19 protein-coding genes and 1 tRNA gene are annotated in these 20517 nt (G+C 69.9%); 9 read left to right on the top strand and 11 right to left on the bottom strand.

The genetic code is table 11. The features are described from left to right. The first annotated feature begins 104 nt into the window (after nt 1-104). From O3438_RS29635 to O3438_RS29620, 4 genes are read left to right on the top strand one after another with little or no spacing between them, the layout of a single operon-like run. Nucleotides 105-446 (top strand): ArsR/SmtB family transcription factor, encoded by a 342-nt coding sequence (locus O3438_RS29635; RefSeq protein WP_269682856.1) that lies wholly within the window; start codon nt 105-107, stop codon nt 444-446. Beyond that, nucleotides 447-674: a hypothetical protein gene (locus O3438_RS29630; protein WP_269682855.1), complete on the top strand. Its 228-nt coding sequence runs from the start codon at nt 447-449 to the stop codon at nt 672-674. Continuing rightward, nucleotides 671-1261, top strand: coding sequence for a CDP-alcohol phosphatidyltransferase family protein (locus O3438_RS29625; RefSeq protein WP_269682854.1), 591 nt, complete (start codon nt 671-673; stop codon nt 1259-1261). Before O3438_RS29630 ends, O3438_RS29625 begins: the two co-directional genes overlap by 4 nt. Continuing rightward, complete coding sequence (locus O3438_RS29620; protein ID WP_269682853.1) at nt 1258-1755, top strand: hypothetical protein; 498 nt, start codon at nt 1258-1260, stop codon at nt 1753-1755. Before O3438_RS29625 ends, O3438_RS29620 begins: the two co-directional genes overlap by 4 nt. Nucleotides 1756-1832: 77 nt before the next feature. Here the strand turns inward: O3438_RS29620 and O3438_RS29615 are convergent, their stop codons facing one another. From O3438_RS29615 to O3438_RS29595, 5 genes are all read right to left on the bottom strand, one after another. Continuing rightward, on the bottom strand, nt 1833-2207 hold the full coding sequence (locus O3438_RS29615; RefSeq protein WP_269682852.1) for a YciI family protein: 375 nt from the start codon (nt 2205-2207) through the stop codon (nt 1833-1835). 186 nt (nt 2208-2393) lie between these two features. Further along, entirely contained in the window at nt 2394-3278 is an 885-nt protein-coding gene (locus O3438_RS29610; protein WP_269682851.1) for a hypothetical protein, read from the bottom strand. A gap of 42 nt (nt 3279-3320) precedes the next feature. Further along, the gene (locus tag O3438_RS29605) at nt 3321-4040 is read right to left on the bottom strand and encodes a hypothetical protein (RefSeq protein ID WP_269682850.1); all 720 of its coding nucleotides are present in this window, start codon (nt 4038-4040) and stop codon (nt 3321-3323) included. A gap of 91 nt (nt 4041-4131) precedes the next feature. After that, a complete protein-coding gene (locus O3438_RS29600; RefSeq protein ID WP_269683796.1) occupies nt 4132-6933 on the bottom strand; it encodes an AfsR/SARP family transcriptional regulator in 2802 nt (933 codons plus the stop codon). 89 nt (nt 6934-7022) lie between these two features. Further along, nucleotides 7023-7817 carry a hypothetical protein gene (locus O3438_RS29595; RefSeq protein WP_269682849.1) on the bottom strand — a complete coding sequence of 265 codons (795 nt, stop codon included), beginning with the start codon at nt 7815-7817 and terminating at the stop codon, nt 7023-7025. A 184-nt stretch (nt 7818-8001) separates the two neighbouring features. On the opposite strand from O3438_RS29595, the gene O3438_RS29590 reads away from it, so the two are divergent. The 4 genes from O3438_RS29590 to O3438_RS29575 all read left to right on the top strand — a co-directional run bounded on the left by O3438_RS29590 (nt 8002) and on the right by O3438_RS29575 (nt 14124). Beyond that, nucleotides 8002-11046: a BTAD domain-containing putative transcriptional regulator gene (locus tag O3438_RS29590; protein WP_269682848.1), complete on the top strand. Its 3045-nt coding sequence runs from the start codon at nt 8002-8004 to the stop codon at nt 11044-11046. Between the two features lie 279 nt (nt 11047-11325). Further along, complete coding sequence (locus O3438_RS29585) at nt 11326-11619, top strand: hypothetical protein (RefSeq protein WP_269682847.1); 294 nt, start codon at nt 11326-11328, stop codon at nt 11617-11619. Further along, entirely contained in the window at nt 11616-12239 is a 624-nt protein-coding gene (locus O3438_RS29580) for an RNA polymerase sigma factor (protein ID WP_269682846.1), read from the top strand. The genes O3438_RS29585 and O3438_RS29580 overlap by 4 nt, the downstream gene beginning before the upstream one ends. Further along, nucleotides 12226-14124 (top strand): GGDEF domain-containing phosphodiesterase, encoded by a 1899-nt coding sequence (locus O3438_RS29575; protein WP_269682845.1) that lies wholly within the window; start codon nt 12226-12228, stop codon nt 14122-14124. The genes O3438_RS29580 and O3438_RS29575 overlap by 14 nt, the downstream gene beginning before the upstream one ends. Nucleotides 14125-14161: 37 nt before the next feature. Here the strand turns inward: O3438_RS29575 and O3438_RS29570 are convergent, their stop codons facing one another. The 3 genes from O3438_RS29570 to O3438_RS29560 all read right to left on the bottom strand — a co-directional run bounded on the left by O3438_RS29570 (nt 14162) and on the right by O3438_RS29560 (nt 16715). Beyond that, nucleotides 14162-14644 (bottom strand): Scr1 family TA system antitoxin-like transcriptional regulator, encoded by a 483-nt coding sequence (locus O3438_RS29570; protein WP_269683795.1) that lies wholly within the window; start codon nt 14642-14644, stop codon nt 14162-14164. A gap of 155 nt (nt 14645-14799) precedes the next feature. After that, the gene (locus tag O3438_RS29565) at nt 14800-15684 is read right to left on the bottom strand and encodes a hypothetical protein (protein ID WP_269682844.1); all 885 of its coding nucleotides are present in this window, start codon (nt 15682-15684) and stop codon (nt 14800-14802) included. Between the two features lie 428 nt (nt 15685-16112). Beyond that, complete coding sequence (locus tag O3438_RS29560) at nt 16113-16715, bottom strand: hypothetical protein (protein ID WP_269682843.1); 603 nt, start codon at nt 16713-16715, stop codon at nt 16113-16115. Nucleotides 16716-16794: 79 nt separating this feature from the next. Between O3438_RS29560 and O3438_RS29555 the strand changes: the two genes are divergently transcribed. Next, nucleotides 16795-17277 (top strand): hypothetical protein, encoded by a 483-nt coding sequence (locus O3438_RS29555; protein WP_269682842.1) that lies wholly within the window; start codon nt 16795-16797, stop codon nt 17275-17277. A gap of 417 nt (nt 17278-17694) precedes the next feature. Here the strand turns inward: O3438_RS29555 and O3438_RS29550 are convergent. From O3438_RS29550 to O3438_RS29540, 3 genes are all read right to left on the bottom strand, one after another. Further along, nucleotides 17695-17771, bottom strand: a tRNA-Ile gene (locus O3438_RS29550). A gap of 66 nt (nt 17772-17837) precedes the next feature. After that, the gene (locus tag O3438_RS29545; protein ID WP_269682841.1) at nt 17838-19523 is read right to left on the bottom strand and encodes a M16 family metallopeptidase; all 1686 of its coding nucleotides are present in this window, start codon (nt 19521-19523) and stop codon (nt 17838-17840) included. Further along, nucleotides 19520-20467 carry a hypothetical protein gene (locus O3438_RS29540; RefSeq protein ID WP_269682840.1) on the bottom strand — a complete coding sequence of 316 codons (948 nt, stop codon included), beginning with the start codon at nt 20465-20467 and terminating at the stop codon, nt 19520-19522. The genes O3438_RS29545 and O3438_RS29540 overlap by 4 nt, the downstream gene beginning before the upstream one ends. Nucleotides 20468-20517: the final 50 nt, after the last annotated feature.

Below are 20517 nucleotides of genomic sequence, written 5' to 3'. Positions count from 1 at the left end.
CCGACGACGCCCAGGGTTGAGTGGAGTGGCCCACTCTGTCCAGCCCGTGTTTGACGGTGCGACTTGCGCATGCCAATAATAGTTGGCATGAGCCAAGGCGAGCTATGGGAGACGTGAGTGGCGACCGGCTGATCGAGGTCCTCGCCACCCTGGCCAGCCCGCACCGACTACGCGTCCTCGCGGCACTGACCGGCGGCCGGGCCTACGTATCCCAGCTCGCCCGCGACCTGGGCATCAGCCGCGCGCTGCTGCAGGTGCACCTCAAGAAGCTGGAGAAGGCCGGGCTCGTCACCGCGCATCTGGAGTTGTCCGAGGACGGCAAGGCACTCAAGTACTACGAGGTCAGCCCGTTCTCGTTGCACCTCACGCCCGACGTGGTGGCAGTCGCCGTCACGACCCTGAGCAACGCCGGTGACGGCGAAGCCGACCCGAAAGGAAACAGTTAGATGGACTACACCGCCTCGGTCTTCCTCGTCGTCATCGCCGCCCTGCTCATCGCGGGCGTCTGGTATGCCGCTGTCCGCGCGCGGGTCACCGTGTCCGGCGACACCCAGCGGCAGTACGCCGAACAGGCCGCCGAGACGCAGCGCCTGCTCACCGACATGAGCGCGCAGTTGGCCGAGCTGAACCGGCGCACCGCGGACATGCACCGCATCCTCAAGGACGCGGAATGACCGCCATCGGCCTCAGTCCGCCGGTCCCGCTGCTCAACGCCCCCAACGCCATCACCGCGGTACGGACGGCCACCTCCGTCGGGCTCGCCGTGGCAGCCCTGACCCACCGCAGCGTCCACCTGCTCGTCGCCGCGTACCTGATCTACTGGATCGGCGACATCCTCGACGGCGTCACGGCCCGGGCCCTGGGGCAGGAGACCCGCAACGGCGCGGTGTTCGACATCGTCGCCGACCGCGCCTGCACGTCGGCCTGCGCCGCCGCGCTGGTCGTGCTGCGACCCGACACCGCCCTGCCGATCGGTGTCTTCCTCGTCCAGTTCATGGTCGTCGACCAGTTGCTGAGTCTGATGTTCCTGCGCTGGCCCCTGCTCAGCCCGAACTACTTCGCCCGCGTCGACCGCCGCATCTACCTGTGGAACTGGTCGCCGCCGGCGAAGGCCCTGAACACCGCCGCGGTGGTGATCCTGGCGATCTGCACGCCGACGGCCGTGGCCGTCACCTTCGCCCTCGCCGTCGCCGTGGTGAAGGTCGTCTCGCTGATCCGCGCCGCCAGGCTGCCGGTCGGCCTGCCGCACACCCAGCCATGATCACCGTCCTGGCGGCTGCGGCCGTCGGACTCCTCTCGGCGTTCCTGCCGTTCACCCCGGCCGAGCCGTACCTGATCGCGGCCGTGACGACGACCGGCACGCCACCGGTGGCGCTCGGCGTGGCCGCCGCGGCCGGTCAGACCGCCGGCAAGGTCCTGATCTTCCTCGGTGCGCGTGGCGCGATCCGCTCGCAGTGGCTGCAACGCCGACTCCGCCGACGTCCCGCCACTGCGCAGCCGCCGGGTCGGCTCGTCGCGATGTTCGCGCGTCCGAAGGCGGCGGGGGCCCGGCTCGTCGAGGTGCTGGAACGCCCCCGTCACACGGCCGGGATGCTGCTGGTCAGTGCCGTCACCGGATTTCCACCGCTGCTGGCCACCAGCGTCTACCTCGGTCGTACACCCATGCCCCCGGCCGCCTTCGCGGCAGCGTGCCTGCTGGGCCGAACGATCCGCTTCGTCATGATCGCCCTGGTGCCACAACTCGCCGGACACTGAACGGGTGGGCCGCCGACCCACCCGGTCGGAGGCTTTCGAACACGGCGAGGCCCTCCGACCGGATGGTGCCGGTGGTGTCAGCCCCGGGCGGCCGTCTCGTGGAGCATCCCGTCGACCTCAGGGTCCGTCATGATCTCGCGGACCTCCTGTGCGCACCGGCACGCGGCGGCCATCTTGGCAGCCCACTCGAGAGCCTCCTCGCGGGTGGCCACGTCGACGATCGTGAGACCGCCGATGACCTCCTTGGTCTCCGGGAAGAGGCCGTCGGTGACAGTGCCGTCGGTGGCCACGATGCTCGCCTGCTGCCGTTGGAGGCCGCCGCCGTACACCCACACGCCGGCGGTCACGGCCTCCTGGCTCACTGCGTGCGCGGCCTTGCCCACGTCGGGGAGATCCTCGGCGGGGATGTGGTCCATCGCGCCGTCGTTGAACGAGATCAGATACCGCGCCATCGCATGACTCCCTTTGTTACGGCGGCGCCCTTCGGCCGCCTCCCGTCTGGTCTACGAACGGCTCGTCGCGGATTCGACGGAGTGCCGGAAGAATTCTTACCCGGATCGTCGTCCCCCGGGTCGGCGCGACCCGACACCGTCCGGACCCCGCACGGCAGGGCCCGGACGGAGGTGGGCGTCCTACCGCTAGAACCCGTCCCACTGGCGGGCGGAGCACTTCCACGTCTTCCCGCCATCCTGCGAGATGCAGACCGCGAGGAACTTCCCGAGGAAGGGAAGGGTGAAGGTGAAGATGTGGGCCTTGGTCTTCGCGTACGGCACGCCGGACTTCTCGGCGATGTCGGCCAACGCCCACCCCGGGTCCGGCCGGTCCAGCGTCGCCACCCGGCGCAGCGACGGAATGTCCCCGCCGTCCAGGAGGGTCTGGATCTCGTCCGCCGACGGCTCGCCGTCACCGGTCAGGGTCTCCACTGTGGATGGCCCGTCGACCGCCACGCCGTTGACCTTCTCGAAGGCCGCCTTCGTGCCACCCACCGTGGTCTCGCCGGCCAGGTCGAGGGTGAAGGTCTGTTGGCCTCCCCGGCTCGCCAACAGGCATTCCCAGACGGACTTGCCGCTGGCGACGCACATGGTCAGGCACCAGTTCCGGCCACCGGGCACCGACGAGGCGAAGATCAGCGACGTCGCCGTCCCGCTGTCACCACTGCCGTCGTACGTGCCGTCGGCGAGGTCGGCCATGGTCGTGCCGAGGATGTCCCGGCTGCCCGGCATCGTGCCGACGACCTTGACGCCGTCGACCTCCCTACCGGCGACGAGCGCTTCGAGCTGGTCGTCGGTGAGGTTCCGGCCGCCGGTGTCGACGGCCAGCACCTTGTCCAGGTCACCCACGGGTCGACCGGTCAGGTCCTCAAGCTGGTGGAGCATCGTCCCCGGAGCACCGGGGTGGTCGGTGACCGTCGTCCGGGCCTCGTCCCCGGCGGCGTGTGACGGGGCGTACGAAGTTGTCAGCCCGACGATCAGGGCGGTCGTGACGATGGTGGCGCGCCTGGTGACGGTCCGCAGAGCTGTCATCGTGTCCTCATTCCGCTGTCTCGGTGATCGCTGTCGGCCGGGCTACCAGCGACACGTGACCAGGTCGCCCGTCGTGTTCGGGGAACCCCACTCGCAGTGGTCGTCGATCCACTCGCCGATCTCGCCGATCGTGTCGACGATCCAGGCGAACACCGACTTGATCGCGCCCCAGAGGCTGAAGTAGACGACGGTCGTCTCCGGTGTGCCGCCGACCTCGTCGACGATGTCCTTCACCGACATGGCGGGATCCGGCTTGTCGAGGGTGCCCAGCACGCGTACACCGGTGTCGTCCTTGCCGGCCAGCAGCGCCGCGACCTGCTCCGGGGTCCGCTCCTTGCCGTCGTCGACCGCCACGACCGCGCGGTCGATCAGCACCTCTGGGCTGCCGCTGACGGCTCGGGCGATGCCGGCGATCTCGCCCAGCGTGAGGTCGTTTCCGAGCGCGGGACCGGTGAACCGCCGGACCGAGACGGCACCGGACGGGTCGATCTGTATCTCGGCGGCCCTGATCAGGTCGTCCGGGCCGAACGGCTCCCAGGCGAACGTCCACTGCCCGCCGAGGCAGCGAAACACGCCGTGCACCCGACCCTCGGGCTCGGTCTCGGTGCGGTCGACTCCACCGCGTTCGTCGACGTACCGGACCACACAGTCGGTGCCCTTGCGCGGCGGCTTGTCGGTCTGGGCCACGGCGGCGGAGGACGCGGTCAGCACCATCGCGCTGACCACCCCGACCACCGCGAGGCAGCGTGCCAAGCGACTCATCGAACACTCCATTCCTGGCGAGGGAAACTGGTGCCCGAAGGGTGCCGGCGCCCGCTGAAACGGCCCGGAAAGCCCGCTGAAAGCGGGTGCGTCAGTGCAGCTGGGCGGCGTCGAGCTGGGCGAGGTCGACGCGGATCGCCTCGGCGTCGGCATCGCCGAGGTCGTCGAGGATGGTCAGGGCCCGACGCCACGCGGCACGGGCGGCGCCGAAGTCGGCGAGAGCGCGGTGGCTGCGACCGAGATTGGCGTACGTGCCGGCTTCGGCGTAGCGGTCCTGGACCTGCGTGAAGAGGTCGAGGGCCTGCTCGTAGCAGGCGACCGCCCGCCGGTCGTCGCCGAGCTGGTGATGGGCGTGGCCGAGACTGTCCCAGGTGTCGGCCTGCCCCTGGACGTCGTCCACCTCCCGCAACATCGCCAGCGCCGCACCGCACGACTCCAGGGCGCGGTGGTAGTTGCCGAGCAACGCCTCCTGCCAACCGACCGCGTTCAGCGTGTACCCCTGCCCGGCCCGGTTGTCGATCCCCCGGAACAGGGTCAGCGCCCGCCGGGAATGGGTGAGTGCCTGCTGGTGCCGCCCCTGGCGCTCCGCGAGCTGACCGAGGTTCAAACACGTGTGTGCCCGCCCGGCGTCGTCGCCGACGACGGTGAACAGGTCGAACGCCCGCCGCAGATGGTCGACGGCCTCGTCGTACCGGCGGAGCCGGGAACAGGCGAGCCCGAGACTGCGGTGCGCGTGGCCCTGCCCGGCCTGGTCTCCGATGCGGGACGCGGCGGCGAGAGCGATCCGCTGCGTGCCGAGCCAGTCCTGCCAGTGCCCCTGCCGGTGCAGGAAGCCGGCCATGGTCCACGCGAGCCGCCAGGCGTGACCTTCGAAGCCGGATCGCGCCGCGAGCGGTACCGCGGCGAGCAGGACGGGGAGTTCGGCGGTGAACCACGCCGTGGCGGCCGCCTTGCTCCGGGGTCGTTCCGGCGTCACGCCCTCCCTCGGCGGCGCGAGGCTGATCTCGCTGAAGTGCGGGTGCAGCACGAGGTCGGCGGCGTGGGCGGTGTGCAGGCAGTGGTCGAGCAGCCGGTGGACGGCGGCAGCACGTTCGGCAGGTGGTTCGGCCTCGTCGGCGAGGCCGGCGGCGTACGCACGCAGCAGGTCGTGGAACGCATAACGCCCGTAGGTGTGCTCGGTGAAGAGGTTCGCCCGGGTCAGTTCGGTGAGCACCGGACCACTCGCTGGCGGGGCGACGCCGGCCAGGCTGGCCACGGCCGGGGCGGAGACGTCCGGGCCGGGGTGCAGGCTCAGCAGCCGGAACAGCCGGGCCGCTGGTGGAGTGAGCGTCCTGCACGACCAGGAGAACACGGCCCGGACGTCGGTGGCCTCGTCTCCCCCGTCGAAGGCGTCCAGGTCGCTCAGCTCGCCGGCGACGGCGTCCAGGTTGCGCAGCTCGCCGGCGACAGCGGCCAACGAGAAGTGCCGGTTGGTGGCGGCTCTGGCCGCGACGACGGCCAGGGCGATGGGCAGCCGCGCGCACCGTTCGGCGATGTCGTCCGCCGCGGCGGGTTCGGCGGCGACCTGGCGCTCCCCGAGTCGACGGACCAGCAGGTCGCGGGCTTCGCCGGGGCTCAGCAGGTCCAGGGGCACCGGTTGGGCGCTCTCGGTGACGACCAGCGGGACGAGCTGGTCGCGGCTGGTGACGACCGCGAGGCAGTCCGGTGAGCCGGGCAGCAGGGGCCGGACCTGTTCCGCGTCGCGCGCGTTGTCCAGCACGACGAGGAGACGCCGGCCCGCGACTGTCGTTCGGTACAGGCTCACCATCGCGTCCGGGTCGCTCGGCATCCGGGCCGCCGGCACGCCGAGCGCCTCCAGGAACCCGTGCAGCGCCCGCGCCGGCGCGGTCGGTGCGGCCCCCGGGTCGAAGCCGCGCAGGTTCACGTAGAGCTGCCCGTCCGGGAAACGCTCGGACGAACGGTGCGCCCAGTGCACGGCGAGGGCGGTCTTGCCCACCCCCGCGGTACCGGAGATCACGACGGCGCCACCCCTGTCGACGAGCGTGTCGAGGGCGGCCAGTTCCGCGTCTCGTCCGGTGAACGTCGGCACGGGAGGCGGCAGCTGCGCCGCCACCGGCACCTGGGGCGGCACGGTCGGGGCGGGCGCGGCGATCGTCGTGTCCTGGCGCAGGATGGCGCACTCCAGATCGCGCAGCCGCAGACTCGGGTCGATGCCGAGGTTCTCCCGGAGCGTGTCGCGCAGCCGCCGGTACGTGGCGACCGCTTCCCCCTGGCGGCCGTCGCGGTACAGGGCGAGCATCAACTGCGCGTGCAGCTGCTCGTCGAACGGGTGCTCCCGGACGAGCCGTTCCAACCCGGGGACGAGTCGAGCGTGCTCGCCGACGGACAGCCGGGCCTCGGCGAGCGCCCGCTCGGCCTCCAACCGCAGGCGTGCCAGGTGTTCGGCCTGCTCCTCGAGCCAGGGCGACCCGGCCACGTCGGCCAACGGCGGTCCACGCCACAGCGCCACAGCTGCGGTCAGCTGCTCCACCCGCTCGTTACGGTCCGTCGTCCGCCGGGCCAGGTCGAGGAGACGCTCGGCGGCCTGCACGTCGGTGGACTCCGGCCCGGTGTCGAGCAGGTAACCGGGCTGGCGTGCCACGATCGATCCAGGCTCGCCGAGCACTCCGCGTAGGTAGGAGACGTGACGTTGCAACGTGTTCGCGGCCGTGGCCGGCAGGTCGTCGCCCCAGACCACGTCGAGCAGCCGGTCGACGCTCACCACCCGGCCCGCGTGCAGCGCCAACGTCGCCAGCACCGCCCTGCGGCGCAGGCCGTTGACCGCCTGCGGCCCGTCGCCGACGACCACCTCCACCGGCCCGAGCAGCCGGACCCGTACGCCCGCGCCAGCCATCGAGATCACCGAATCAGGCTAGTTCCGGAGCCCGGCCCGCTCGATCTGTTCGTCGCGCAATGGACACGATCAACGGCTGACCTGGTTCATCAGCCGGTGTACTTGCCGTTGCGGGTGTCCCCCCACGTCCCGTCGTAGTGCACCTTGCGGTAACGGTGCACCGAACCCTTCTTGACCGCCTGCCAGTGGGCGTACGCCACCTCGTAGTCGTGGTGCTTGTAGTACTCGCCGAACGACTTGTAGTAGATCCGGTGTCGGGCGTACCCGCCGCAGTTGGCGAGGTAGCTGTAGGAGTACATCTTCATCCCGCCGAAGTCGGACGCGTAGTACGTCTTGGCCGGGTGCCACACCGACGACGGATTCGGGTAACCGGGCAACTCGGCCCAGTTGTACGAGTTCCAGTACAGGTCCCAGCAGGTCATCGTCGCCGCTGTGGACATTCCGCTCGGCGTCGGCGCCACGAGGTCGTCGGCGACGACCGGGGACGCCACGATGGTCCGGTAGGCCAGCTCCGGTGGGGTCGGCGTACCGGCCGGCGGTTCCGACAGCAGCACTCGGGGCACCGGCACCGACCTTGGCGTGATGGTCAGGTACGTCTGCAACAAGCTCTGCTTGTCGTCGTACGCCAGGGGCGCGTTGCGGCCCATCTCGCCGTCCTGACGAAGGCCCCAGTCGCCGGACAGTTCGTCGCGGGAGAACACCACCCGCACACCGTTTCGGTAGCCCAGCCGCGCCAGCTCGACGTCGCGGTCCACGGGCTCCTCGTCGTACACCAGTGGGGCCGCTCCGCTGGCGGCGCTGGCCGGCGTGGCGTTCCACGCGGCCAGCGTCGGCAGGACGACCAGCACCGCGAGCAGTGCGCGTCCCGACAGCACTCTTGCCATCACAACTCCTCACCCGATCGATTGCGAGACGCGGACCCGGACGGTGCGCGCCTCGGTGTGTCCGGGACATCCTTCGAGGCGAGGTTCAGAGCGTCGTCAAGGTGGCGTCAAAAGCGCTGGGTTTCGGTGTCGTAACGGCGACGCTCCCGTATGCGTGGCCGCCCGAACAGCGCCCAATGAAACGATGAACGCCCCGACGGATCGCGAATGGAGCCGGCGGTGCACCGTCGTGGTCGCCGCAGCCGGCTACGGCAAGACCTTCGCCGTGCGAGGCTGGCTGGGCGACCGCTCGGTGCGGTGGTGCGACGGCCCGGATGTGGCCGCCCTGGCGACGGCGGGACCGGAGTGGCTCACCTCCATCGGCGACCGATCCGCGATCGACCTGCCCGCCGACGAACCGAGCTGGCTCATCCTCGACGACGTTCCGCGACTCTCCCGCCGACGGCTACAGACGCTGCTGGACACCCTCGAACAGCTTCCCCCGCAACTCAGGGTCGTCCTGGTGACCCGCCACCCGCCGACACTGCCCCAGCGGCAGTCGGGGCTGCTCGCCGAGCACGGTCCGACGGATCTCCGGCTCACGCCCGATCAGGTGGCGTCCGTACTCGCCGCCGACCACAGCCTCACCGACCCGGCGCTCGCGACCCGGATCCACGCCGCGACCGGTGGCTGGCCGGCGCTGGTCACCCTGGCCGCCCGAACGGCCGCCGCCGGCGGGGGCTGGGACGGCCCGGGATCAGCGCTGGAGTCCTACCTCATGCGGGAGGTGTTCGCGGAGCTGCCGCCCGAAGTCCGCCGACTGCTGCGGGACGCGGCGCACCTCGACCCGATCCACCCCGACCTGGCCGGCGTCCTCGGGCACCGGCACGGTGTTCATCGACTCGACCACCTGGCCCGCGCCGGCATTCTCGTCCCGGTGGCCGCGGGCGGACACACGTACCGGATGGTGCCGGTCGTCGCCGGCGTCGCCCGCCGCCATCTGCCCCTGGGCCCGGCCGCGACGCAACACCTGTACGCGAAAGCCGCAGCGTGGTACGCCGAGCACGGGCACCTCGTCCCGGCCCTCCACTCGTACGGCAGATCTGGTGTCGCCGAGGCTGCGGCGCTGGTCCTCGACGGCCACGGCGCGGAGCTGATCGCCTCGGGCGGCGCCGAGGCCGTCGTCGACGCCTACCAGGCCCTACCCGAGCACGCCCGGTCCGACGGGCTGCGGCTGCTCTACGGGGAGGCGCTTCAGATGCGTGGCGACTTCGACGCCGCACTCGCCGTGTACGCCACGTTGGACGATCGGCGGAAGGCCCTCCCGGCCGGACTCGCCTGGCAGTACGGCCTCGTGCACTACCTGCGCGGCGAACCGCAGACCGCGCTCGACGTCTTCCAGCGCGGTCAGCTCGACCCCCACCCGTCCACCGACAACGTGCGGCTGCTCGCCTGGACCGCCTCGGCGCAGTGGACGACCGGGAACGCCGAGGCGTGCCGGCACAACGCCGAACGCGCGCTCGCGGCAGCGACAGCCGTCGGCGGCGACGCCGCACTCGCGGCCGCGCACACCGCCCTCGCCCTCGACGCCAAACTGCGTGGTGATCGGCCGGCCGCCGACGAGCACCACGAGAAGGCGCTGCGGGCCGCCGAGGCGGCGCGGGACACCATCCAGGTGACCCGCATCCGCGCCAACCGCGCGTCCGCCCTGGTCGGCGAGGGCCAATACCTCGAAGCGCTGGCCGAGGTACGGCCCGCTGTGGAGTTGGCCCACCGCAACGGGCACGCCGCGATGCTCGCGTTGGCGCTCTGCAACGAGGGCTCGGCCTACTTCCGCCTCGGTCAGCTCGCCGAGGCCGCCGAGTGCTACGAACGCGCCGTGCCGCTGTTGCAGCGCATGGGCTCCCGCAAGGTGGCGTACCCCCTGGTGGGGATCGGCGACGTGCACGCGCTGCGGGGCCGCACCAACCTGGCGCGTGCGGCGTACGAGGAGGCGCTACGTGCCAGCGAGCCCGTCGACGACCACCAGATCCAGGTGCCGGCGCTCGCCGGCCTGGCCCGGGTGTTGGCCGCCGAGGACGGCGCCACGGCGTTCGCCCTGGCCCAACGCGCCGTCGAGCTGGAACGCGGCCCCGATTCGGCGACCGCCCGACTCGCGCTCGGCTGGGTGGCGCTGGAGATCGGCGACCACGAGCGGGCCGCCACTGTGGCGCTGATGGCGTCCACCGCCGCCCGGCTGCACCGGGACCGCGCGGCGCTCGCCGAGGCGTTGGAGCTTCGCGGGGCCGCCGCCGTGGACGCCGACGACACCCGCCAGGCTTGGCGGGAGGCGGCGGCGACCCTGCGCGACATCAGGTCGGCCGTGGCCGCGGACCGACTCGTGGTGCTGCTCAGCCGGCTGCCCGGCGCCGATCCCCAGGAACGCGTCGACGCCCTGCTCGCCGCCGAGCGGCTGACCGCTGCCGGCGTACCGCCTCCGACTCTCAGCCGTCATGGCCCGTGCCGCGTCGCACAGGTCACCGTCCGCACCCTCGGACGCTTCGAGGTGTACGTGGACGGCTCGCAGGTGCTGGCCACCGCATGGCAGTCACGTAAGGCACGGGACCTGCTGCGGATCCTCGCCTCCCGGCGGGGTCGCGCGGTGCCCCGGGAGCAGCTCGGCGAGATGCTCTGGCCCGCCCAGGACCCGGAGCGGGTCAGCCACCGGCTGTCCGTGGCCCTGTCCACCCTCCGCGGCGTCCTCGACCCGGAGCGCCGTACGTCGACTGACCACTTCATCATCGCCGCGCACCCCAGCCTGGCGCTCGACGTCGATCACGTCGAGCTGGATGTCGAGGAGTTCCTCACCGAAGCCGCACACGGCTTCCGGCTGGCAGAGCATGGTGAGACCGATGACGCGCGCGCCACGCTCCTTTTCGCCGAGCAGCGCTACCGGGGTGACTTCCTGGAGGACGAGCCGTACGACGACTGGTCCCGTCCGACCCGCGAGGAGGCACGTCGGGTCTACCTGCGCGTCGTACGCAAGCTGGCCTCGCTGGCCCACGGTGTCGACGAGACCGTCCGCCACCTCGGTCGCGCCCTGGAATTGGAGCCCTACGACGAGGGTGTGCACGGCGAGTTCGTCCGGACGTTGACGGCCGCGGGACGGCACGGCGAGGCCGCCCAGGCGTACCGACGCTACGTGGAGGCGATGTCCTCGATCGGCGTACCGGCTCAGGCGCGAAGCAGACTCTGCGGCGCACAGCCATGAAGGGTGGCGGTAGCTCTCAGTTCCGGCGCAAGATCCGTTCCCACCTACCAGCCTGCGTGCTCGCGTATTCACTTAGAGTAGCCGAGCGGCGCAGCCACGCGCCTCGGCGTCGGCAACAGATGCCCCTCGCTCGACGTGCCGGTAGCATGACTTTGGGGAGTATTGCCAGGTAAAGCGCTTGATCGCTGATCAAGACCCAATATTGTGGACGGTCAGACATCTACATTCGCCCCTCGCCACGGATAGTAATTAGCTAGCCGGGGACGACGAGGGGAAACGATGAACGAAACGGTGGCGACGGCCATCTCCGATCACGGAGCGTTGGCCTTGGTGCTGGCCATCGCCGGGACGACGGCAGGGTTGGTACGCGCATACGTCTCGCACCGAACACGCCTGCACGAGGAACGTGAGGCGTCGGCACGAACCGCCGCCCGGGCCACCTGGCTGACCAGGTTGGCGGAGGCCGACCACGACGTCGTGCGGATCGTGGAGCGCGACCGGGACGGGCATCGCGAGGTGGAGCTGGGCAGCCGCGACTCGGCGCGACGCGACGCGACCAGGGAGGCCGCGTGACCGGGGTGGAGGGCACCGCGGCCCTGACACCTGAGCCGGTCGACGGTCAGGCGGCGCGCAGGGCGGAGGCCGCGCGCCTCAAGGCCGATCACGACCAGGAGTTCGCCACCTTCGCCGAGGGCAGCTACCACACTGTGGAGCGGATTCTCCGAGCGGCGTGCTGGGACCGCGAGGTGGTCCAGGACGCTCTCAACGAGGCGTACCTGCACGGGCACGTCCAGTGGTCCAAGATCCGCACCTACACCGAGCCGATCGGCTGGGTGATCATCACGGCCCGCAACAAGATCCGTAAGGAGCTGCATCGCCGCCAGCGTGAAGCCGCGTTCGCGCCGGAGGACCTGCCGCCGGCACCGCACACGGACATCGCCGACGCGTGGGAAGCCCAGGAGACGCTGCGCACCTGGTTGCACCACCTGCCGTCGCGCCAGGCCGAGGTGTTCCAGATGTCTCGCGAGGGGTTCTCCAACCAGGACATCGCGCGCATTCTCGGCCTGGCCGAGAACAGTGTCCGCTCCTACAAGCTCGCTGCCCGCAAACGCCTGCGGGAGCTGGCCGAGGAGGCCGGCTACACGAACTCGGAAGGCCGACGGCGTCAGGGAGGCAGCCGTGGACCTCGATGACATTCTGGCGTTGGCCGAGACCAGCCAACCCAGTCCGCTGGAACTCGCCCGTGCCCGCCGCGTGGCACGGGCCGCGCAGAGCGAGTACGACCTGGCCGTCGCCAACGGATACGAGATCATCGTCGATTCCGACCTCGTCGACCCGCTGACCTCGGCCGTCGACGAGGCGACCAGAGTCGCTCGCGCCGCGCAGCTCGCACAGCTCGGCACGATCACCTGGACGATCGGCGACTCCGGGCGTCTCTCCTGGTCGGACGAGATGGCGATGATTTTCGGGCACGCGCCGGGGACCCTGCGCCTCACCCCCGAAACACTCGCCCACCTCGTCCACCATGCGGACGTGGACCGCGTTCGCGAGGTCGTGCGAACGGCATGGCAACGCCGCCACCCCGACGAGGTCACCTTCAGGGTGATCCAGCCGAGCGGCGCTGTGCGCCACGTGCACTGCCACATCGAAATCCTCACCGCCGATGGCGCACCGTCGGGAATCATCGCCACCGGCGCGGACACCACAGCGCTCGAACTCGCCCGGCAGGAACGTCGCCGGCTCGCCACCCGTACCGACATGCTGTGTGCCGACCTGGGGGCGCTGGACGTCGTCAGCGGGCTGCCGACCCGCAGCTACCTGACCGACGAGGTCGACCGCGCCCGCCGCACCACTGGCGGCGCACTCATCGTCGTGGCAACCGAACCCACCACCCGGCTGCCCGAGGCGCTCACCGACGAGAACCGCGACCAACTGACGGCGGACGTCGCACGACACCTGCGAACGATCGTCGGCGACGAGGTGACCTGTGGCCTGGTCGGCTCTGGTCTCTGGGGCGTACTCCTCGCTCCGACCGCAGCGCACGCCGAGCCTCCCGAGACCCTGGCGGCCCGGGTCGTCGACACCTTCCGACGCCACCTGTTCAGCGTTCAGCAGCGGACGGTGCGGCTCAACACGTGGGCGGGCCTCGTACTCTTCGGAAGCGACATCGCGGCGACCGGGTTCGACCTGCTCATCGACGGCGAACACGCGGCGCGCGAGGCGCGCCGCAACGGCGTCCCGACCCGCGTCCTGACCGAACCCGCGGCGACCGACGACCGGACAGACAGATGCCGTTCGCAGGTACGGCAGGCAGTGTCCACCAACAGGTTCGCCCTCTACGCCCAGCCCATCGTCGACCTACGACTCAACGAGGTCACCCGCCACGAGATCCTGCTGCGAGTCCGCAGCGACACGGGCGAGTCCGTGGCACCGTGGGCCTTCCTCGACATGGCCGAGCGCGTCGGCGAGATCCTCACCGTGGACAAGTGGGTCATCGACCACGCCCTCGAACTGATCGGCCGAGGGGCGCAGACCTCCCACTACCAGGTCAACATCTCCGGCAAGTCGCTCGCCGACCCGGGCCTGCTCACCTACGTGACCGAGGCGATCCGCCGACACGGGGTGAAGCCGGAATGCCTGACCTTCGAGATCACCGAAACCGCCCTCATCGAGAACGGCAACGAAGCCCTCGCCTTCGCAACCGGGATCAGAGAGATCGGCTGTCACCTCGCCCTTGACGACTTCGGTACGGGCTACGGCGCGCTCGCTCACCTGAAGTACCTTCCGGTGGACCTGGTGAAGATCGACGGCGTGTTCATCGTCGATCTTTGCCGGTCGCCGGCCGACCAGGCCGTCGTCTCGATGCTGGTGAAACTCTGCCAGACGCTCGGCATCCGCGTTGCCGCCGAATACGTCCAGGACGAGGAGACGCTGGACTTTCTGAAGAGCTGCGGGGTCGACTTCGCCCAGGGCTACAAGACCGGACGACCCGAACCACTCGACATCAGCCCCGAGAAGGCGGTGCGGACGATCGAGTTCGAACTGCGACTCCCGCCGCAGCACAGCGCCATGGGCTGACCAGCGGACCGCCTACGCCCCCTGGCGGACCGGCTGGTCAGCGGTTGGTGAAGCCGGGATAGGCATCAACCACCCCGTTGGCCCTCTGCACCAGGAGGTTGTCGTCCTCGACCCAGATGATCTCGCCAGGGTGCACGAGGACTGGTTGGTCCAGGACGAAGTGATGCCACCGATCGAGCAGTGTGAGGCGGTCAGCTAGTTCACGGCGGACGGGAGGACGCTTGAACGTGACCGACTCGGCGGGCGACCGCGTCAACGTCTTCAGATTGTCGTACGCCGCCGACAGCCGCGCCAGGTCGCGACTCGACTCCAGGAACAGCTCGCCCGCCAGGGTTCCGATGTAGCCCAGTGGCGGCTCGTCCTGCTCGAAGCTGAGCAGGACGAAGCCACTGCTGTCGGCCAGGTGAGCACCGGCTTCGAAGCGCAGCACCTGGATCGTCACGTTCGGCAGCCGACTCTGCGCCACCAGGTGGTCGCGCTGCTCACGCAGAACGTCCGGCCCGCCGACCTCGGTACGCAGCGACGCCTCTGGCCGTCACCAGGCACCAAAGCGCCACCAGCGGTAAGGCCTGGCAATAGTTGCCGGAAGGGCAGACAGGCTCACACATGCCTGCCCTTCCGGTGCGCGCCGAGCCAATCCATCGACGTACGCGATTGAGGCCTTCTCGATCAGTGTCATACCGGGTTGATGGACCAGTTTCCATCGGCGGTAACCTGCACCAGAGCTGGCGCTTCCAATGGACGGGTGCCCGAATACCCGCCGATTTCATTGACGAGTAGCCCACCCTCCCCCGTCTCCAAGTTGTAGGCGTGAACCGCGAAGTTCCCCTGCCCCTTCGAATGGGTGATCTTGGCCGTCTCGGCGTCGCCACCCAACACAATCACGTCGTCGCCCCGGCCCGACGCCTTCCCGCTGGCAGCCTGTGTCGCCATCTGCCCAACCGAACCGATCGTCAGGGTCCACTTACCGCTGGTCTCCACCTCGAACTGGGTGGTGAGCGAGTCTTCCTCAAGATTGATCCAGCGCTTGCCTGTGTAGGCGCCGATCTCATTCACGAGCAGGCCGTCCGGTCCGTCCGACTTGAGAACTGTGTTGCTAGTACATCTAGGGCAGGAGAATTTGACGACCGCGAGGTCAGTGAGATTGCCGACCTTGATGACGTCGTCGCCGCGGCCGGTATAGACCTTCGGCTTCGGCGCCGGCGGGGACGGGGACGGGGGCGGTGGGGCGGCGCTTGTGGGCGGCGGCGCTGGACTGGTCGTGGGCGCGACGGCCGGTGCGGCGACGGCCGAACTGGATACGCTGGGCCGAGGCGTCGCGCTGGCGCTGCTATCGACCGGCTTCTCACCTCCCTGCGAGGTCAGCGCGCCGACGATTCCTATCCCACAGCAAAGGACGAGGACGGCGGCAATTCCGCTGAGGATCCACAGCAGCGGCTTTGTCTTCCGAGACGCCGCGACGGGCGGGCCAAGCGCTGGCCCCGTCTGCGACGCCCCTCCTGGCTGGTAATACTGCTGCGCAGTTGCGTCGTCGGGCCCAGGTTGCTGCGGATATGTCAATGGTGGCTCCCTGACTCATCGGGGTTTCGTCGATCGTGATCGCTGCAATCGCCCCAGTCAGCGCGTTGTCGATTTGGTGACAGGTGTTCCATCTGCTCGGTGAGCGAGCGGTGGCACGATGGCCGAATCAGCCCGACCGGTTGGCTCGCTGGCCGCCAGTGGCGAAGTGCGGCACGGGCCCGAATGGTCACTTGGAAGCGGTCACTTAGTGGCGACGCATCGGACGTGCGATGGCCCGACCACCGTAAAGTCGACCGATCTGGGTGATGACAGAGTGCGCGTACGCCAGCACGGCGTGTTTTTCGCTGGCCTCTGCGTCCCACCGACCTGCCCTGCGTCGAACCAGAGGTGGAAAGGCCACGGACCGCTGGCCAACCGGAGGGACGACCTGGTTCCCGCGATAGCTGGCAGTCGGTCGTCGCAGGACGTCAGCTCGCCGTGCCGGGCCAGACCGTCACGCGGATCTTCCACCCGCCACTCATGGGTTCGACGAACTCGACGAGGGCGACATGCAGGTCACCTCGCGTGCGGACGCAGTACCGACTCCCCTTGATGTATCGGGAGTCGGTCGTCGCGAAGCTGCTCAGTAACGAGGTGCAGTCCTGCCGTTGCGGTGTGCCGGGCCGATCCCACTTCGCCAGACCCGACCAGACCGGGTAACTCTGCACCGAGTTGCCGCCGTCGTAGATGTCGATGCTCGGGTCCGGGCCCGTGGCGACCGTCGGTGGATCCGTGTCGAGGTCGACACCGTTGTTGTTGAACAGCACCTCGTAGGGGCCCGCGCTTGTGCTCTGCTCCGGACCGGCCTGCGTCGGCGTTGTCGGGGCAACAGCCGTGCCCGCCGAACTGGGCGCCGTGCTTGGCGCAGCGGCACCCTGCTGACCGTCGGCCGCGCCGAAGCCGCCGACCTGATAGACGAAGGCTGCGACGCCTACGATCGCGGTGACCAGGCCCGCGATGGCGGTGAGCATGCCGACCATCGATTCCCAGAACGGTGCGCGCAGTCCGGAGCGGTGCTGCGGATCGCTCACACTCTTCCTCCCGCCACGGGCTTTCGGGCTGATCATCGCACGACCCGACCACTCGGCACCGACCACTCAGCCCGACCCTGTGAGCGACACCTTCGGTGTGCCGGACATCGACGGTCGTAGACTGCCCGCCGTGGGATATTCGGTGTGGCCCTCCGGCCGTCTGCACCTACCGGAGTCGGACGACCTCGCGGCGGCCGCCGCTGCCAAAGCCGCCATGGCCGAACGGGGTGGTTGGTACAAACCCGATGAGTCCCGATCGGATGAGACGCTTGTCGATCTGGCGTGCGAGGCACGAGCGTCCATCACCCGCGACGGAGACTGGATCGAGTTCGATCATGACGACGAGGGTGACCCCAAGTGGTCGAAACAGGCCATCGCCTTCTACGTCGCGATCGCGCCGTTCGTCCGCTCCGGGGTCGTCCACCTCGAAGGCGAAGACGGCGCTCGCTGGTCCTACGCCTATGAAGCTGGGCAGATGACTCAACAGGGTTGGAGCGGTTGGGACGGATCTGTCGAGCCGTTCGGCACATACGTGGATCTCCCTGATCAGGACCACCCATAGGTGCCGCTACTCCGGCGTATACCGGAGAGTCATATTCATACCTCTGAGGTATATCCCTCAGCGGAGCGGCACCGTCCGCCTGGACACGGAGCGGTGACGAGGACGGCGGTGGACAGGTCGGCCCTATGCTTCCGGCATGGCATTGGGGCATGGGTTCATCGACCTGGATCAGAGAGAGGGTGACCCCGCCGGATCGGATGCGAGTTCAGGTGAGCGCATGCCGTCCAGACAACGTGTGGCGTTGTGCTCGCCGCTACCTTCGCTCTCGGTGCGGCGCTGGCGGTGTCGGTGTTGCCACGTTCCAGGAACGCCGCCAACAAACAGGCAGAGTCGCCCACGATCGCGCTCAGCGCTCTGTAACGCCTCGACCATGGCGACGGGGGTGACAGGCGGCACCCAGGAAGTAGGAGAAAAGGTTGGTGGGGCGGGCGGGACTCGAACCCGCGACCGAGGGATTATGAGTCCCCTGCTCTAACCGGCTGAGCTACCGCCCCTCACACCGCGCCGGATCTTATCCCGACCGGTGGATCACGGGCCAGCAGCGTTCCGGCCCCACCTCATCACCGCCGTCGTCGCTTCAGCAGCACGATGGGCAACGCGAGGATAACAGTGAGCACCCACCCGACCACGATGACGCCCCAGAACCACGTGTCCTCCTCCGAGCCTTCCTCGGCGACGAACATGCCGATGGTGAGCAGCAGGAAGACACCGCCCATGAGCAGGGTGCCGAGCCCGCTGAGCACCATCACCGGGACCTCCCACCAGGAGCGCCTGGCGGGTTCGGGCTGGCGCTCGATGGGCCTGGGCTGCGGGATCTGGTCGGCGCTGCGGGCCGGCATGGTGACGTGCCGGTCGGCCGGCACACCGGCGTCGATGGCCTGGATCGTTCCCGGGGGCAGGCCGAGCATGGTCGGCTCGATGTGCAGCACGATGGCGTCCGCGCCGATGAGTTGGCGCGCTCCGTCGGGCCAGGCGAGCATGGCGGCGCAGTCGGCGTAGCGGACGGTCAGGGGCCCGTCCGTCTGGAGGTACGTGACACCGTCGACGCCGAGGCGGATGCCACCGGCACCTTCCCGGGCGCGGTAGGTGGGGCCGTCGACGGTGTCGGCGGAGTGGGTGGGTGCGGCGGTGAAGCCGGCCCAGTCGGCGGTGTGACCGCCGGGCACCATGAGCAGCGCCGAGGCCATCACCTCGCCGGCCACGTCGTGCAGGTCGGCGATGCTCACGGCCTTCAGCTCGGCCCGGTACTCGTCGAGGGTGAGGTTCGGCTGCCCGGTCAGCAGGTTGAGGGCGTACCCGGGTAGTCGTGCGGCGTCCACCTCGGTGGTGGCCAGGAGGTCTTCCCGCTTGGCGATGGTGGCGTCCAGGTCCGCCTGTTCGATCCGGCCGACCCGCATCTTCGCGAGTACGTCGATGAAGCCGCCGAGCACGGCGTCCTGCTTCTCCGCCAGCGCGTCGGCGAGCGCCCGCAGTGTGGCGTACCCGTCGCCGCGCGGCTCGTACCCGGTGGTGGTGGTGTAGGACAGGCCGGCGTCCTGGCGCAGCGACCGGTACAGCTCCCGTTCCAGTACGCCGGCGAAGGTGCTGGCGGCGGTGGTGCGGCGTACCACCGAGTCGAGCACCACGGCGCGGGCGCCGCTGACGAAGTACGCGGGGGTGGTCGGCAGCGCCGACGACGCCACCGGCACCGGCTGGCGGACCCCGCTGGGCAGGGTGAGCCGCAGCCCGGCGGGCACCCGGTCACCGGCGATCCAGAGCACGGCGTTCTCCGTGGTGAACCAGCGGGCCACCCATTGCCGCAGGTCATCGGCGGTGAGAGCGCTCAGGCCCCATTCCGGGTAGCTGCTCAGGCCGAAGTCGCGGGCCCCGTAGCGCCACAGCGGGATGTCGTCGACGGCGGCGGAGCCTCGGCTGCTCCATTCGGTGCGCAGGATCTCCTTCTCGACGTCGAGCCGCGCGACCGGCAGGTCGGAGAGGTGCCCGCAGACGGCGGTGAGGAACGCCGCGATGTCCGCCTCGGAGCCCTGCGTGTGGAACGTGGTGTACGCGGGGGCTGTCGCGCCGTTGACGTGGTAGTCGGCCAGGCCGAGCGGGGCGAGCGCGAGGTGTTCGATGAGGTGGGTGATACCGGCGCGGGCGAGCGTCTCGTCCGCGGTGCCGACCCGGAAGGTCAGCCCGGCGTGCATCGGCCCGCCGGTGGGGGCGAGCAGCGTGGGCACCCCGTCCACGTCCAGGTGCTGGATCACGAACGACCACCCTTCGCGTACGCCTTGGCGCGGTACTTGGTGAAGCCCTCTGCGTCGTCCACATAGGCCCAGGGGTATTCGCTGCCGAGGTTGCCGAGGGCGGTGAACTGGCTCGCGGCGGCGGGCCACTGCTCGGTCAGGCTGAACATCAGCGCGAACGTCGAACGGACCCAGACCCAGTCCGCCTTGTCGACGTAGTCGGGGTGCAGCACCGACCGTTGGCCGCACCGCATGATCTCGTCCACGACGGGGGTGCTTCGCAGGTACTCCGTGCGCTCCCGTTCGGTGTCGAAGTCCAGCCAGCGTTCCAGGTGCGCCTCGGCGACGAGCGCGGCGTTGGGTGCCCCGTCCGGCGCGGCCTGGGCGCATTCGCGGGCGAAGCCGAAGGCCCGGTCCCAGTCGCCGCTCCACTTCGGGCAGAGCTGTTGGAGCAGGCTGGCCTGCGCGGGCAGGTGGTGGGGTTCGTGCCGGGCGAGCCGGTCGTAGCGGCGACGCGCCTCGTTCTGGCCGAGTTGCAGGCCCCGGGCGAGGGTGATCCGCTGTGTCCAGGCCGCCGCGTCGTCCTCGTGCCGGGCGGTGACATCGATCAACACCTGCTCAGCTCGCCGCAGGTGGTCGTGGAACTGGTCGAACTGGCTGCGGCTGACGTGCTGGGCCCGGGCGGCACTGCGGATCCGCCAGCCGGTGCGGATGAGGCAGTTGCCGAGCAACGTGCCGGCGAGGGCGTCGGTGGGGTCGTCGTCGTACACCCGCCGTAGGAACGGCTCGGTCCCTTCCTGGTCCCCGGCGGCGGAGACCAGCAGCGTCCGATGGGCGGGCTCGCGGTCGGCGAACAGCGCGCGGACGGCGGGCCAGTCGGCGGCGTCGAGCGCCTTGCGGAGATCGTTGACCTCGGGGTACGCGGCACCAGCATCGAAGGTGGGGGCTGGCAGAGGGGCGGGCATGGCGGGGATCATAGGTGATCAACAAGGGCGGCGTGGCCCCCGTTTCGAGC

Source organism: Micromonospora sp. WMMC250 (assembly GCF_027460215.1).
Classification (GTDB): Bacteria; Actinomycetota; Actinomycetes; order Mycobacteriales; family Micromonosporaceae; genus Micromonospora; species Micromonospora taraxaci.
This window is presented reverse-complemented; position numbering and strand designations above follow the sequence as displayed.